Below are 15370 nucleotides of genomic sequence, written 5' to 3'. Positions count from 1 at the left end.
TCTTATCTGTTTGCGACGCGCTAAAAGGTGGCGTGATTGATCGCGCGTGTTCACTTGATGAGCAATTTTGACTGGTCTGACCCCATCGCGAGCAGGCTCACTCCTACATTTGGAATGCGCGCCCCTGTAGGAGTGAGTCTGCTCGCGATGGAGGCGACTCGATCTCAGCACTCAACCGCGCTGACCGCCAAGCCACCGCGCGAGGTTTCTTTATATTTGTCATGCATGTCGGCACCGGTATCGCGCATGGTGCGGATCACCCGGTCCAGCGAAATAAAGTGCTGACCGTCGCCACGCAACGCCATCTGCGCCGCGTTGATCGCCTTCACCGCCGCAATCGCATTGCGCTCGATGCAAGGGACTTGCACCAGGCCACCGACCGGATCGCAGGTCAGCCCGAGGTTATGTTCCAGGCCAATCTCCGCCGCGTTGCACAACTGCTCCGGCGTAGCGCCGAGAATCTCCGCCAGGCCCGCCGCCGCCATCGCGCACGCCGAACCGACCTCACCCTGACAGCCCACCTCGGCGCCCGAGATCGAAGCATTCTTTTTGCACAGAATCCCCACCGCCGCTGCACCGAGGAAGTAGTCGACCACATTGGCGTCCGTCACCGCTTCGCTGAACTTCATAAAATAGTGCAACACCGCCGGAATGATCCCCGCCGCGCCATTGGTCGGCGCCGTGACCATGCGCCCGCCCGCCGCATTCTCTTCATTAACTGCCAGGGCGAACAGGTTGACCCACTCCATCGCGCTGAGCGTCGAGCCGATCACATTGGGCTTGCCCAACTCCTGAAGACTGCGATGCAACTTCGCCGCACGCCGGCGCACATTCAATCCGCCGGGCAGGATGCCTTCGTGCTTGAGCCCCTGCTCGACGCAATCCTGCATCGCCCGCCACAGCTTCATCAGCCCGGCGCGGATTTCTTCTTCACTGCGCCAGACCTTTTCATTGGCCATCATCAGTTCGGCAACGCGCAAATTGTTCTTCTTGCACAACTCCAGCAGCTCGACCGCACTGGAAAAGTCGTAAGGCAACTCCGTGCGATCCAGATCGACGACACCGCTGGACGCCTGCGCTTGGTCCACGACAAAGCCGCCACCCACCGAATAGTAGGTATCTCGGTGCAGTTCGCCGTGATCGCCCTCGGCCACAATCGTCATGGCATTGGGATGGAAAGGCAGGTTTTCATCGATCAGGCGCATGTCCCGCGCCCAGACAAACGGCACCGACAAACGACCATCCAATAAAAGTGTGTGAGTTTCGCGCAGCGCCTGAATCCGCGGGCCGATCTGCGAGGGGTCGATTGCATCCGGCCACTCGCCCATCAAACCCATGATCACCGCGTTGTCGCTGCCGTGACCGATACCGGTCGCCGACAGCGATCCGTATAGCTGCACTTCGATCCGCCGCACCTGTTCCAGTTGATGCTTGTCCCTTAACGACTCGACGAACAACGCCGCCGCGCGCATCGGCCCGACGGTGTGGGAACTGGAAGGGCCGATGCCGATTTTGAACAGGTCGAAAACGCTGATAGCCATTGCTGCAGAGCTCCTGAGGATGCCGGTCCGGGGCGCAAAAGCGCCCGCTGGCGGAGCTGCTACGCTCAAGCTGCGATCCGCCGGAATGCCCGCATCATCAGGCTTTTGTCGGAGCGCACGGCGTCTGACACCGACGCACTCATGTCCACCAGCGCCGCGCCGTTTTCGCCCCGGTTTTTCGCCGTTTTTATGCGGTTCAGATGGCCATCGGGGGCTGAAAAAAGCTGTAAACGACGTCACCGACACTAGATACGACCATCCCTGTACTGGATACGACCCCCCCTGTAGGCGTCAGATTTTCACTGGTACATGATCGTTGTGACTCGATTGCAAGGCGCCGTGGTAGAGCTGTCTCCAGAACGCCATCCAACCGCAACCTATAAGTGCGGTGGTCCACAGTCGGAACACTGCCAAAAAAAACACCAAGGAGTCCATCCATGAAAGGTTCCCCGTCGTTGTTGTTGGCCGCCATGCTGAGTCTGCCGTTACTGGCGCAAGCTGCAGAACCGGCGCAGTGCAGTACCGTTAACTTCTCCGATGTCGGCTGGACCGACATCACCGCCACCACCGCCACCACCTCCGTCGTCCTCAACGCCCTCGGCTACAAGACCAAGACCACCATGATCTCCGTGCCTGTGACCTACAAGTCGCTGGCCGACGGCAAGAACATGGACGTGTTCCTCGGCAACTGGATGCCGACCATGGAAAACGACATCAAGGCCTATCGCGACGCCGGCACCGTGGAAACCGTGCGCACCAACCTCAAGGGCGCCAAGTACACCCTCGCCGTGCCGCAAGCCCTTTATGACAAAGGTCTGCATGACTTCGCCGACATCGCCAAATTCAAGAAAGAACTCGACGGCAAGATCTACGGCATCGAGCCTGGCAACGACGGCAACCGTCTGATCCAGAGCATGATCGACAAGGACGCCTTCGGCCTGAAAACCGCCGGTTTCAAAGTGGTTGAATCATCCGAAGCGGGCATGCTCTCGCAGGTGGATCGCGCGCAGAAACGCGACACCGCCGTGGTCTTCCTCGGCTGGGCGCCGCACCCGATGAACAAGCGCTTCAAGATTCAATACCTGACCGGTGGCGATGATTTCTTCGGCCCCGATTTCGGTGCGGCGACCGTGGCGACCAACACCCGCAAGGGTTACGCCGAGGAATGCAGCAACGTCGGTCAGTTGTTGAAGAACCTGGAGTTCAACGTCGATATGGAAAGCGAACTGATGGGCAACATCCTCGACGACAAGATGAAGCCTGACGCGGCCGCCAAGGCCTGGCTGAAAAAGAATCCACAAGTGCTCGATACCTGGCTCGCTGGCGTGACCACCATTGACGGTAAACCTGGCCTGGAGGCCGTGAAAGCCAAACTCCAGTAATCGCTTATGCCGGGTGGGTTCGCCCACCCGGGCTGTTTATTTCCTTGCATGCGGACGTTCACTACCATGCTGATTGATCAGAAAATACCTTTAGGCCAGTACATCGCGGGCTTCGTTGAATGGTTGACGCAACACGGCGCCAGCACCTTCGACGCAATCGCCGTGACCCTGGAAACGATGATCCACGGCGTGACGTTTGCGCTGACCTGGTTCAACCCACTGGTCTTGATTGGCCTGATCGCCCTGCTCGCGCACCTGATCCAGCGCAAATGGGGATTGACCGCTTTCGTGATCGCCTCCTTCCTGCTGATCCTCAATCTGGGATACTGGCAGGAAACCATGGAAACCCTCGCCCAGGTCATGTTCGCGACCCTGGTCTGCGTGGTCATCGGCGTGCCGTTGGGCATCGTCGCCGCGCATAAACCGATGTTCTACACTGTCATGCGTCCGGTACTCGATCTGATGCAGACCGTACCGACCTTCGTTTACCTCATTCCTACCCTGACCCTCTTCGGGCTGGGTGTGGTGCCGGGCCTGATCTCCACGGTGGTGTTTGCCATCGCTGCGCCGATCCGCCTGACCTACCTGGGCATCCGCGATGTCCCGCAAGAACTGATGGACGCCGGCAAGGCCTTCGGCTGCTCGCGTCGCCAATTGCTCTCACGGATCGAACTGCCTCACGCCATGCCGAGCATCGCGGCCGGCATCACCCAGTGCATCATGCTGTCGTTGTCGATGGTGGTGATCGCCGCACTGGTAGGCGCCGACGGACTCGGCAAACCGGTGGTCAACGCACTGAACACTGCTGATATCGCCCTGGGCTTCGAAGCGGGCCTGGCGATCGTACTGCTGGCGATCATGCTCGACCGTATCTGCAAACAACCCGACGCTAAAGTAGGGGGTGACGCATGAGCATAATTCGCTTCGAAGACGTCGACGTAATCTTCTCCAAGGATCCGCGCGAGGCGCTCAAGCTGCTGGATCAGGGCATGACCCGCAACGAGATCCTGAAAAAGACTGGACAGATCGTCGGCGTGGAAAAAGCCACACTGGACATCAACAAAGGCGAGATCTGCGTGCTGATGGGCCTGTCCGGTTCCGGCAAGTCGAGCCTGCTGCGCTGCATCAACGGCCTCAACACCGTGAGCCGCGGCAAGTTGTTCGTCGAGCATGAAAACCGCCAGATCGACATCGCCTCCTGCACCCCGGCCGAGCTGAAAATGATGCGCACCAAACGCATCGCCATGGTGTTCCAGAAGTTCGCCCTGATGCCGTGGCTGACGGTGCGCGAGAACATCAGTTTCGGTCTGGAAATGCAGGGCCGCCCGGAGAAGGAACGCAAGAAGCTGGTCGATGAAAAACTCGAACTGGTCGGCCTGACCCAATGGCGCAACAAGAAGCCTGACGAACTCTCCGGCGGCATGCAGCAGCGTGTCGGTCTGGCGCGGGCACTGGCGATGGACGCTGACATTCTATTGATGGACGAACCGTTTTCGGCGCTCGACCCGCTGATCCGCCAGGGCCTGCAGGATGAACTGCTGGAGCTGCAACGCAAGCTGAGCAAGACCATCGTGTTCGTGAGCCATGACCTCGACGAGGCGCTGAAACTCGGTAGCCGCATCGCGATCATGAAAGACGGCCGGATCATCCAGTACAGCGTGCCGGAAGAGATCGTGCTGAACCCGGCGGACGACTACGTGCGCACTTTCGTTGCGCACACCAATCCGCTCAACGTACTTTGCGGCCGCAGCCTGATGCGCACCCTGGACAAGTGCAAACGCATCAATGGTTCGGTGTGTCTGGATCCGGGCGGCGATTCGTGGCTGGATCTGGCCGAAGGCAACACCATCAAAGGCGCGCGGCAGAACGGTTCGGTGCTGAACCTGCAGAACTGGGCACCAGGGCAAGCGGTAGAGGGACTGGAGCGCAAGCCGACGCTGGTGGATTCGAACATCGGTATGCGTGATGCGCTGCAGATTCGTTATCAGACCGGCAACAAACTGGTGTTGCACGATGACAATCATGTGGTGGGGATCTTGGGCGACAGCGAGCTGTATCACGCGCTGCTGGGCAAGAACCTCGGTTAAGGCGGGATAAAAAAAGGGATCGCGGTGAGCGATCCCTGATCGTTCCCACGCTCTGCGTGGGAATGCAGCCCGGGACGCTCCGCGTCCCACAACAGCGGACGCAGAGCGTCCATTGAGACATTCCCACGCGGAGCATGGGAACGATCATGCAAAAGGGGCTCAATCGAGCCCCTTTTGTTTTAGCGGTTTAGCTGTACACCCGGCCAAGGAGCTGCCGATGGCTTTCAAACTGATCGAGCACATCGCGTGTGATCTGATCCTGTGTGAAGCCCATCAGGTCGTAATCCTGGCTGCCGTTGTGCAGATACACTTCAGCGCGGTAGTAACGCTGGCGCGCTTCATCGGACTGCGCCGATTCGGTCGGGGTCGCCAGATAGCCGTCCAGGCTCACTTCGTAAACGAAAGGGTTGCCCTCGTCCATCTCGACGCGCACGCCCATGCAACGCTTGGATTTACCCAACAGCGTCTGCACTTCCAGCCCCTGCGCACGCATCTGCGCGGTGGCATCTTCCAGCGCCGGGCTAACCTGCTTGTCCATGAAACGCTGCACCACCGATTGGCTCGGCTGCAAGTCCAGTTGCGTCAAACGCTCGCTGAAGCCACGACGACCGCGTTCAGCCAGCTGCGCCTGCTCCTGTTCGATCTGCACGTCCTGGCGCATCGCCTTATGCAGGCCGAACATAAAGAACACCAGCACCACCGAGAACGGCAGACCGGCCAGCACCACCATGGTTTGCATGGCTTCGAAGTTACCGGCAAACAGCAGCCCGATGGTCACCAGGGTGATCACCACCGACCAGAAGATCCGCAGCCAGTGCGGCGCATCTTCATCGACGTTACCGCCCTTGCAGGACAGGTTCGCCATCATTACCGCGCCGGAGTCGGCCGGGGTCAGGAACAACACGAAGCCAACAAAGATCGACACACCGATGACGACTTTCGACGCCGGGTAATGCTCAAGCAATTGATAGATCGCCATCGACGGCTGTTCCAGCGCCGTCTTGCCAAGTTCCACCGCGCCATGGTTCATCACCAGGTCCAGCGCCGAGTTACCGAAGATCGACAGCCAGGCCAAGGTGAAGCCCAGCGGAATCAGCAGCACGCCGGCCACCAGCTCACGCACGGTACGACCACGGGAAATACGCGCGATGAACATGCCGACGAATGGTGCCCAGGAAATCCACCACGCCCAGTAGAACAGCGTCCACAGGCCCATCCAGCGCTCGGACTTGGCGTTGTCGCCTTCATACACATAAAGGTCGAAGGTTTTCAACACGATGCCATTGAGGTAGTCGCCGATGTTCTGCACGAAGCCGTTGAGCAAGTGCAAAGTCGGCCCAAACAACAGCACGAAAATCAGCAAACCGCTGAACAGCACGATGTTCAGGTTGGACAGACGACGGATGCCGTTTTCCACGCCGGACACGGCAGCGATGGTCGCCACGGTGCTCATCACGATGATCACGATCAACAGGTTGGTGTTGCTGTGCTCCATGCCGAACAGGTTTTCCAGGCCCGACGACACTTGCAGCGAACCAATCCCCAGGTTGGTCACCAGCCCCAACAGGGTCACGAACATGCCGAAGCCGTCCACCGCGTGACCGGCCGCGCCCTTGACCCAACGCTCGCCCACCAGCGGATACAGCGCCGAACGCAGCGCCAGCGGCTGGTTATGACGATAAGCAAAGTACGCCACGGCCAGACCGACCAGTGCGTAGATCGCCCAGCCGTGCAGGCCCCAATGCAGGAACGTCAGTTGTACTGCCTGACGCGCGGCCATGTTGCTGGCCGATGCGCCTTCCGGCGGATTGAAATAGTGATCCAGTGGCTCGGACGCGCCGAAGTACAGCAGCGAAATACCGATACCCGACGAGAACAGCATCCCCGCCCAGGCGCCGTAACTGAAATCCGGGGTGTCGTCCTTGCTGCCCAGTTTGAGTTTGCCGTACGAGGAAAACGCCAGGCCGACGACAAATACCAGGTAGGCGGCGATGACCACCATGTAGTACCAGCCGAAGCTGCGCGACAACCAGGCCTGAGCGATACCCAACAGTCTGCCGGCCTCTTGCGGGGCGATAATCAGAATGGCGGTCAACAACAGAATCAGCGCGGTAGAGGTGTAAAACACCCAACCGTTGACCGTCACCTTCTCGGGCGGGGTCTTTATAAGCGAGGCAGAACTCATGGCACAAATGCTCCAGGCAGTGCGAGAGAAGAACACAAGGCAACACGGAACCCGACCAATCGGTTAGTTGGCAGCCGACCGGCGGGTGATATAAAGACACCCCGAAAAAAGCCCGAACCTGCCGAAATGGCGCTGCGAATCGCTTTCGTGGCCGAAGGTGGACGGACGTTCATCCGAAACCTGGCCCTGAGCGTCTTGCCCTTTCAACACGTCCATCGAATCGCGAACCGCGCCATGCCCCATACAGGTTTCGAGCATTTTCGGATGTCGGTTTTATCGCCACTTACACGTAGGAAAAATCTGTAGGCAGCGACGATTTGTCGCAGATCTTATTCTTTGTTGATTGAACGTTCAATCAAAACAAAATAGACTGGCCGTCAATCCGATAGGCGTGAATCGCCGCTCGGAAGGCCTAAGGAGATGTGCAAGATGCCCAAGGTCGGTATGCAACCCATCCGCCGCCAACAACTGATCGAAGCCACTTTGCAGGCGGTCGATCAGGTCGGAATGGGGGACGCCAGCATTGCGCTGATCGCCCGTTTGGCCGGTGTCTCGAATGGCATCATCAGTCATTACTTTCAGGACAAGAACGGCCTGATTGCCGCCACGATGCGGTATCTGATGACTGCCCTCAGCGAGAGCGTCACCGTGCGCCGACAGGCGCTGGCAGATGACAGCCCACGGGCGCATCTGCAGGTGATCATCGAAGGCAACTTCGACGCCAGCCAGGTCAATGGCCCGGCAATGAAAACCTGGCTGGCCTTTTGGGCCACCAGCATGCACCAGCCGTCTTTGCACAGGTTGCAGCGGATCAACGATCACCGTCTGTATTCCAACCTGTGCTGCGAGTTCCGCCGTGTGTTGCCGCTCGAAGACGCGCGCAGCGCAGCGCGGGGACTGGCAGCGTTGATTGACGGCTTGTGGTTGCGCGGCGCTTTGTCGGGAGATGCTTTCGACACGGCGCAGGCGCAACAGATCGCTTACGAATACATGGATTTCCAATTGGCCAAGAAGGTGAGCTAGAGCACACAGAAAACGCTCGGCCCCTGAACGCCACCGCAGCCTTAGCGCGGTGGTCAACGCCAACCACCAATGCACTTGCGAGGACACTATGGCCCGTTTCGAACTGCAAAAACTTTACATCGATGGCGCGTACTCCGACGCCGGCAGCGATGCCACCTTCGAAGCCATCAACCCGGCTAACGGTGAAGTCCTCGCACTGGTGCAACGTGCGACCAAGGAAGACGTCGAGCGCGCCGTGGTCAGCGCTGAAAAGGGCCAGAAAATCTGGGCCGCGATGACCGCCATGGAGCGTTCGCGCATCCTGCGTCGTGCCGTCGACATCCTGCGCGAGCGCAACGATGAACTGGCCGCGCTGGAAACCCTGGACACCGGTAAATCCTTCTCCGAAACCAAATACGTCGACATCGTTACCGGTGCTGACGTGCTGGAATACTACGCAGGCCTGGTGCCGGCCATCGAAGGCGAGCAGATTCCTCTGCGTGACACTTCTTTCGTCTACACCCGTCGCGAGCCGCTGGGCGTGGTCGCCGGTATCGGCGCGTGGAACTACCCGATCCAGATCGCGCTGTGGAAATCCGCGCCAGCCCTGGCGGCTGGTAACGCGATGATCTTCAAGCCAAGCGAAGTCACCTCGCTGACCACCCTGAAACTGGCCGAGATCTACACCGAAGCCGGCGTTCCAAATGGCGTGTTCAACGTACTGACCGGCAGCGGCCGTGAAGTCGGCACCTGGCTGACCGAGCACCCACGTATCGAAAAAATCTCCTTCACCGGCGGCACCGACACCGGCAAGAAGGTGATGGCCAGCGCTTCGGCTTCGTCGCTGAAAGACGTGACCATGGAACTGGGCGGCAAATCCCCGCTGATCATCTGCGACGACGCCGATCTCGATCGCGCTGCCGACACCGCCATGATGGCCAACTTCTACAGCTCCGGTCAGGTCTGCACCAACGGCACTCGCGTGTTCGTACCGGCGCACCTGAAAGCCGCTTTCGAAGCCAAGATCGTTGAGCGCGTTGCGCGCATCCGCGTCGGCAACCCGGAAGACGAAAACACCAACTTCGGCCCGCTGGTCAGCTTCGCGCACATGGAAAGCGTGCTGGGTTACATCGCCAAGGGTAAAGAACAAGGTGCCCGCGTGCTGTGCGGCGGCGACCGTCTGACCGACGGCGAATTCGCCAAAGGCGCATTCGTCGCACCGACCGTGTTCACCGATTGCACCGACGACATGACCATCGTTCGTGAAGAAATCTTTGGCCCGGTGATGGCGATCCTGTCGTACGAAACCGAAGAAGAAGTGATCCGCCGCGCCAACGACACCGACTTCGGCCTGGCCGCCGGTATCGTCACCAAAGACCTGAACCGCGCGCACCGCGTGATTCATCAACTGGAAGCCGGTATCTGCTGGATCAACGCCTGGGGCGAGTCCGACGCAAAAATGCCGGTTGGCGGTTACAAGCAGTCGGGTGTTGGCCGTGAGAACGGCATCAGCTCGCTGAACAACTTCACGCGCATCAAATCGGTACAGGTCGAGCTGGGCGATTACGTCTCGGTGTTCTAAGACCCGAGTCCTGTATTGCTCGTGAGGCCGTCTTCGCGAGCAGGCTCGCTCCCACAGGAGATCCCATTCCAATGTGGGAGCGAGCCTACTTGCGAATCGAGTGCAAAGCACTCGTCAGGCCCGACCTGACCACATCTAAAGAGGGTGCATTCAATGTCCCAAGAATTCGATTACATCATCATCGGTGCCGGCTCGGCCGGTAACACTTTGGCGACCCGTCTGACTGAAGACGCCGGCGTCACCGTTCTGCTGCTTGAAGCAGGCGGCCCGGACTACCGTTTCGACTTCCGCACGCAAATGCCGGCGGCACTGGCATTCCCGCTGCAAGGTCGTCGCTACAACTGGGCGTACGAAACCGATCCAGAGCCACACATGGACGGTCGTCGGATGGAATGCGGTCGCGGCAAAGGCCTCGGCGGCTCCTCGCTGATCAACGGCATGTGCTACATCCGCGGCAACGCGATGGACTACGACGGCTGGGCGAAACTGCCAGGCCTGGAAAACTGGTCGTACCTCGACTGCCTGCCGTACTTCCGCAAAGCCGAAACCCGCGACATCGGCCCGAACGATTACCACGGCGGCGAAGGCCCGGTCAGCGTGACCACGCCAAAGGCTGGCAACAACCCGCTGTTCCACGCCATGGTTGAAGCTGGCGTACAAGCCGGTTACCCGCGCACCGAAGACTTGAACGGTTACCAGCAAGAAGGCTTCGGCCCGATGGACCGCACCGTCACGCCAAACGGCCGTCGTGCTTCCACCGCGCGTGGCTACCTCGACACCGCGAAAAAGCGTTCGACCCTGACCATCGTCACCCACGCCCTGACCGACAAGATTCTGTTTGAAGGCAAGCGTGCCGTTGGCGTGCGTTACCTGGTCGGCGACGCTGAAGAGCGTGTTGAAGTCAAAGCGCGCAAAGAAGTGCTGCTGTGCTCCGGCGCCATCGCTTCGCCGCAGATTCTGCAGCGCTCCGGTGTCGGCCCTGCCGAGCTGCTGAGGTCGCTCGACATTCCGGTCGTCCACGACCTGCCGGGCGTCGGTGAAAACCTGCAGGATCACCTTGAGCTGTACCTGCAATACGCCTGCACTCAGCCAGTTTCGCTGTACCCGTCGCTGCTCTGGTACAACCAGCCAGCCATCGGTGCCGAGTGGCTGTTCAACGGCACCGGCATCGGCGCCAGCAACCAGTTCGAAGCCGGCGGTTTCATCCGTTCGCGTCCGGAATTCGAATGGCCGAACATCCAGTACCACTTCCTGCCAGTGGCGATAAACTACAACGGCAGCAACGGTGTGAAAGAGCACGGTTTCCAGGCGCACATGGGTTCCATGCGCTCGCCCAGCCGTGGTCGCATCCAGGCCAAGTCGAAAGACCCGCGCCAGCACCCGAGCATCCTGTTCAACTACATGGCCACCGAGCAAGACTGGCAGGAATTCCGCGACGGCATCCGCCTGACCCGTGAAATCATGCAGCAGCCGGCACTCGACGCTTTCCGTGGCCGTGAAATCAGCCCGGGCATTGAAGTGCAAACCGATGAGCAGTTGGACAAGTTCATCCGCGAGCACGCCGAAACCGCGTTCCACCCGTCCTGCTCGTGCAAGATGGGCACCGACGAGATGGCCGTAGTCGATGGCGAAGGTCGCGTGCACGGCATGCAGAGCCTGCGTGTGGTCGATGCCTCGATCATGCCGATCATCACCACCGGCAACCTCAACGCGCCGACGATCATGATCGCCGAGAAAATCGCCGACAAGATCCGTGGCCGTCAGCCGCTGCCGCGTAGCACCGCTGCTTACTATGTCGCGGGCGATGCACCGGTGAAGGGCAAGCCGATGCGTGATATCACCCCGGCTGCTCAGTAGCCGGAAGTGATCGTTCCCACGCTCCGCGTGGGAATGCATCCGGTGAAGCTCCGCGTCACACAGCGGACGCAGAGCGTCCATGGCGGCGTTCCCACGCAGAGCGTGGGAACGATCTCCTGCCTCGCACAGTAAATCTTCCTACACCCCCTCTTCACTTGATCCTACCCCCACGCAGGCCTACTCTAGACCTCGCGCAACCGTTTCACCCCCTCCCCGCCGCTGCTCTACCGCTTCCCCCTGACAAGGAGGTTCCCGAATGTTCGATTTCCACCCCCAGCTCAAGCAGCGCTTCGCTGCCTTGCGCACGGGCGCTGAGTTCTTTTCCCTGCGATACGTACGCGAGTCCGGCCAGTACCTGTCGGTACGCAAGAACGTTGCCGAACCGCCAAGCCTGAGCCGTGACGAGGGCGCGATGCTCACCGTTCGCGTTAATGGCGTTGAGGCCTATGCGGCGACCAACGATCTGTCGCAACAAGGCCTGCAAGCTGCGCTTGAACGCGCCGAAACTCAAGCCCGTCGACTCAAGCCTCACGCCTTGCTCGACCTGCGTGATCAGCCAGTGTCCAGCGATCGCGCTGATTACTTTTCGCCCAATCTCGAACAAGCCTTCCCGTCCCTGAGCGAATGCTTCGAGCTGCTCGGCGCGGAATCCGCCTCGGTGCCAAAGGATGAGCGCCTGGTGAATTGGCAGGTGAGCATTGGCATTACCCACGTCGAGCAGATCTACCTGAGCAGCGCCGGGGCTGAATTGCGCCAGGCCCAGCGTTTCGTCTATCCAGGGCTCGACGTCACCGCTTACGACGGCAACGACAGCCAGACCCGCAGCCTCGGCCGCGAGAACTTCGGCCAACAGGGCGGCGCTGACGTGATCAGCCGCTGCGGTTTGATCGGCGCCGGCCCGCAAGTCGCCGATCAGGCATTGCAACTGCTGCTCGCGCCGAACACCCCGCAAGGCCCGCGCGACCTGCTGTTGATGCCTGATCAAATGATGCTGCAAATCCACGAATCCATCGGTCATCCATTGGAACTCGACCGCATCCTCGGCGACGAGCGCAATTACGCCGGCACCAGTTTCGTCAAAGCCAGCGACTTCGGCAGCCTGCAATACGGCTCCGAACTGCTCAACGTGACCTTCGATCCGGGCATTCCCGAAGAACTGGCCAGCTACGGTCATGACGACGACGGCAGCAAGGCCAGCAAACAATTCCTGATCCGCGATGGCCTGTTGTTGCGTCCACTGGGCGGTGCGCTGTCGCAGTTCCGCGCCGGTCTCGACGGCGTCGCCAACAGCCGCGCCTGTGGCTGGAACCGCCCGCCGATCGACCGCATGGCCAACCTCAATATCGAACCGGGCGATCAGCCTCTGAACAAACTGATCGAAGGCATCGAGAACGGCATCCTGATGAGCACCAACCGCTCATGGTCGATCGACGATGCGCGCAACAAATTCCAGTTCGGCTGTGAATGGGGCCAGTTGATCGAAAACGGTGAACTCAAAGGCGTGGTGAAAAACCCGAACTATCGGGCGATTTCCGCGCACTTCTGGAAAAGCCTGCGCGCCGTCGGCGACGCCAACACCGTCAAGGTGCTGGGCACGCCGAATTGCGGCAAAGGCGAACCGAACCAGGTGATCCGCGTCGGCCACGCTTCGCCGGCCTGCGTATTCAGCAACGTTGATGTGTTTGGGGGAGACGCCTGATGAGCATTTCGAAGAGTCAGTCCGACGCCTTCAAGGTCATGGTCGAGTGGCTGCGCGACAGCGTGCGCGAGCCGGAACAGTTCACCCTCAGCTTTGCCGCCGAATCCTCGGCGTTCGTGCGTTTCAATCACGCCAAGGTGCGTCAGGCCGGGCAAGTGCAGCAGGCCAACATCGTTCTGAAGCTGATCAACGACGGGCGTCATGCCGACCTGCAGGTCACCTTGTCCGGTGATCAGGAAGGCGATCTGCGACGCCTCGCCGAAGGTCTGCAACAACTGCGCGAAACTCTGCCGTTGCTGCCGCAGGATCCGTATCTGCTGCTCAATCACAACGGCTGGCAGAGCCAGAACGTGCAGGAACATCCACTGCCGGATACCGAACAGGTTGTCGATGAAATCTGCGCCGCTGCTGAAGGTCTGGACTTGGTGGGCTTCTATGCCGCTGGCCCGATCAGCCGGGGTTTCGCCAGTTCTTCGGGGGCGTTCGGCTGGCATCAGGCCAACAGCTTCAACTTCGATTTCAGCCTGTTCCACCAGAACGGTGAAGCGGTGAAAGCCAGCTACGCCGGACACGACTGGAGCAGCGAAGGTTTTGCCAAGCGCTTTGCTCAGGCGCGTGAGCAACTGGAGTTTCTCGGCCGCCCACTGCGCACCCTGGCGCCGGGGCAGTACCGCGCGTACCTGGCACCGGCGGCGCTGGAAGAAATCATGGGCATGCTGAGCTGGGGCGGATTCTCGGCGCAGTCGATCGCCAGCAAGAGCAGCCCGTTGCAGAAGCTGTATGTCGGCGATCAGGCGTTCAGTCCGCTGGTGTCGCTGGATGAGAAAGTCAGCGAATCGTTGAGCCCGGCGTTTTCCGGCGAAGGTTATCCGCGCAGTGATCTGCGTTTGATCGTCGAAGGCAAGGCCAGCGATCAACTGGTCGGCTCGCGCAGTGCCGCCGAATATGGCCTGACCGCCAACGGCGCCGGCGGCGGTGAAATGCCCAGTGCGTTGAACATGGCGGCGGGCGATCTGTCGCAAGCAGAGATCCTCAAGCAGTTGGGCACCGGGCTGTACATCAGCAACCTGTGGTACTTGAACTACTCGGATCAGCCGGCGGCGCGCATGACCGGCATGACCCGCTTCGCGACTTTCTGGGTCGAGAACGGCGAGATTCAGGCACCGGTCAGCACCATGCGTTTTGACGATAGCGCTTACAGCCTGCTCGGTTCGCAGCTGGAAGCGTTGACCGCCGAACGTGAGTTGTTGCTGTCGGCAAGTACCTACAGCCAGCGCAATACCTCCTCGGCATTGCTGCCGGGGGCACTGGTCAGCCGACTCACGCTCACCCTCTGACAGCGATCGTTCCCACGCTCTGCGTGGGAATGCAACCCGGGACGCTCTGCGTCCCAGCCAAAAGCGGACGCGGAGCGTCCGTTGAGGCATTCCCACGCAGAGCGTGGGAACGATCATCAAACAGACAACAAGAGGTTCCATGCCCAACCGCCCGCCTCTCGACGCCATCACCGCCCGCTGGTTGCCGTGGGTCGTCGCCATCGCTTTCTTCATGCAGTCCCTCGACGGGACCATTCTTAACACTGCCCTGCCCGCCATGGCTCGCGATCTCGCCGAAGATCCGTTGCGCATGCAAGGCGTGGTCATCTCTTACATGCTCACCGTGGCGCTGCTGATCCCCGCCTCAGGCTGGATCGCCGACCGCTTCGGCACCAAGAAAATCTTCTTCGGCGCGATTCTGCTGTTCAGCTTCGGCTCATTGCTTTGTGCACTGTCGAGCAGTCTGAGCATGCTGGTCGGCGCCCGCGTCATTCAGGGCCTGGGCGGTGCACTGATGCTGCCGGTCGGACGGCTGGTGGTCCTGCGCGCCTATCCGCGATCGGAACTGGTGCGGATCATGGGCTTCATCACCATCCCCGGCCTGCTCGGCCCGTTGATCGGCCCGACCATGGGCGGCTGGATGGTCGAATACCTGACGTGGCACTGGATCTTCCTGATCAACCTGCCGGTCGGCGTGATCGGTTGCTACGCGGTGTGGA

Annotated in this window: 11 protein-coding genes; 9 read left to right on the top strand and 2 right to left on the bottom strand. The window is 60.3% G+C overall.

What is annotated here, in order from left to right; translation table 11 throughout:
* Positions 1-164: 164 nt before the first annotated feature.
* Positions 165-1541: an L-serine ammonia-lyase gene (locus ACWR1S_RS11870; RefSeq protein WP_186616178.1), complete on the bottom strand. Its 1377-nt coding sequence runs from the start codon at positions 1539-1541 to the stop codon at positions 165-167.
* Positions 1542-1978: 437 nt separating this feature from the next.
* On the opposite strand from ACWR1S_RS11870, the gene ACWR1S_RS11865 reads away from it, so the two are divergent.
* The 3 genes from ACWR1S_RS11865 (at position 1979) to choV (ending at position 5010) form a co-directional block, all read left to right on the top strand.
* Complete coding sequence (locus ACWR1S_RS11865) at positions 1979-2923, top strand: choline ABC transporter substrate-binding protein (RefSeq protein ID WP_034153600.1); 945 nt, start codon at positions 1979-1981, stop codon at positions 2921-2923.
* A 66-nt stretch (positions 2924-2989) separates the two neighbouring features.
* Complete coding sequence (gene choW, locus ACWR1S_RS11860) at positions 2990-3835, top strand: choline ABC transporter permease subunit (protein WP_137217404.1); 846 nt, start codon at positions 2990-2992, stop codon at positions 3833-3835.
* Complete coding sequence (gene choV, locus ACWR1S_RS11855; RefSeq protein WP_034153601.1) at positions 3832-5010, top strand: choline ABC transporter ATP-binding protein; 1179 nt, start codon at positions 3832-3834, stop codon at positions 5008-5010. Before choW ends, choV begins: the two co-directional genes overlap by 4 nt.
* A 187-nt stretch (positions 5011-5197) precedes the next feature.
* On the opposite strand, the gene betT is transcribed toward choV, so the two are convergent.
* Positions 5198-7195, bottom strand: a complete 1998-nt coding sequence (betT, locus tag ACWR1S_RS11850; protein WP_454563612.1) for a choline BCCT transporter BetT — start codon at positions 7193-7195, stop codon at positions 5198-5200.
* A 429-nt stretch (positions 7196-7624) separates the two neighbouring features.
* On the opposite strand from betT, the gene betI reads away from it, so the two are divergent.
* The 6 genes from betI to ACWR1S_RS11820 all read left to right on the top strand — a co-directional run.
* Complete coding sequence (gene betI, locus ACWR1S_RS11845; protein ID WP_454563611.1) at positions 7625-8218, top strand: transcriptional regulator BetI; 594 nt, start codon at positions 7625-7627, stop codon at positions 8216-8218.
* Between the two features lie 88 nt (positions 8219-8306).
* A complete protein-coding gene (gene betB, locus ACWR1S_RS11840) occupies positions 8307-9779 on the top strand; it encodes a betaine-aldehyde dehydrogenase (protein ID WP_077574839.1) in 1473 nt (490 codons plus the stop codon).
* A 153-nt stretch (positions 9780-9932) separates the two neighbouring features.
* A complete protein-coding gene (gene betA, locus ACWR1S_RS11835) occupies positions 9933-11636 on the top strand; it encodes a choline dehydrogenase (RefSeq protein ID WP_454563610.1) in 1704 nt (567 codons plus the stop codon).
* Positions 11637-11892: 256 nt separating this feature from the next.
* Positions 11893-13335 (top strand): TldD/PmbA family protein, encoded by a 1443-nt coding sequence (locus tag ACWR1S_RS11830; protein WP_454563609.1) that lies wholly within the window; start codon positions 11893-11895, stop codon positions 13333-13335.
* Positions 13335-14672, top strand: coding sequence for a TldD/PmbA family protein (locus ACWR1S_RS11825; protein WP_454563608.1), 1338 nt, complete (start codon positions 13335-13337; stop codon positions 14670-14672). Before ACWR1S_RS11830 ends, ACWR1S_RS11825 begins: the two co-directional genes overlap by 1 nt.
* A 139-nt stretch (positions 14673-14811) precedes the next feature.
* Positions 14812-15370 (top strand): MFS transporter (locus tag ACWR1S_RS11820; RefSeq protein WP_454563607.1); only part of this gene is annotated, 559 nt, incomplete at its 3' end.

The sequence above is a fragment of the Pseudomonas sp. AIG genome (assembly GCF_977020205.1).
The sequence above is the reverse complement of the archived record's forward strand: the minus strand, read 5'-3'. Positions and strand labels throughout refer to the sequence as shown.

Excerpts from the sequence above, each read along its gene's own strand:
- choW (WP_137217404.1), top strand. The coding sequence starts at position 2,990 with ATGCTGATTGATCAGAAAATACCTTTAGGCCAGTACATCGCGGGCTTC.
- betB (WP_077574839.1), top strand. The coding sequence starts at position 8,307 with ATGGCCCGTTTCGAACTGCAAAAACTTTACATCGATGGCGCGTACTCC.
- betA (WP_454563610.1), top strand. The coding sequence starts at position 9,933 with ATGTCCCAAGAATTCGATTACATCATCATCGGTGCCGGCTCGGCCGGT.
- choV (WP_034153601.1), top strand. The coding sequence starts at position 3,832 with ATGAGCATAATTCGCTTCGAAGACGTCGACGTAATCTTCTCCAAGGAT.
- betT (WP_454563612.1), bottom strand. The coding sequence starts at position 7,195 with ATGAGTTCTGCCTCGCTTATAAAGACCCCGCCCGAGAAGGTGACGGTC.
- ACWR1S_RS11870 (WP_186616178.1), bottom strand. The coding sequence starts at position 1,541 with ATGGCTATCAGCGTTTTCGACCTGTTCAAAATCGGCATCGGCCCTTCC.
- ACWR1S_RS11865 (WP_034153600.1), top strand. The coding sequence starts at position 1,979 with ATGAAAGGTTCCCCGTCGTTGTTGTTGGCCGCCATGCTGAGTCTGCCG.
- betI (WP_454563611.1), top strand. The coding sequence starts at position 7,625 with ATGCCCAAGGTCGGTATGCAACCCATCCGCCGCCAACAACTGATCGAA.
- ACWR1S_RS11825 (WP_454563608.1), top strand. The coding sequence starts at position 13,335 with ATGAGCATTTCGAAGAGTCAGTCCGACGCCTTCAAGGTCATGGTCGAG.
- ACWR1S_RS11830 (WP_454563609.1), top strand. The coding sequence starts at position 11,893 with ATGTTCGATTTCCACCCCCAGCTCAAGCAGCGCTTCGCTGCCTTGCGC.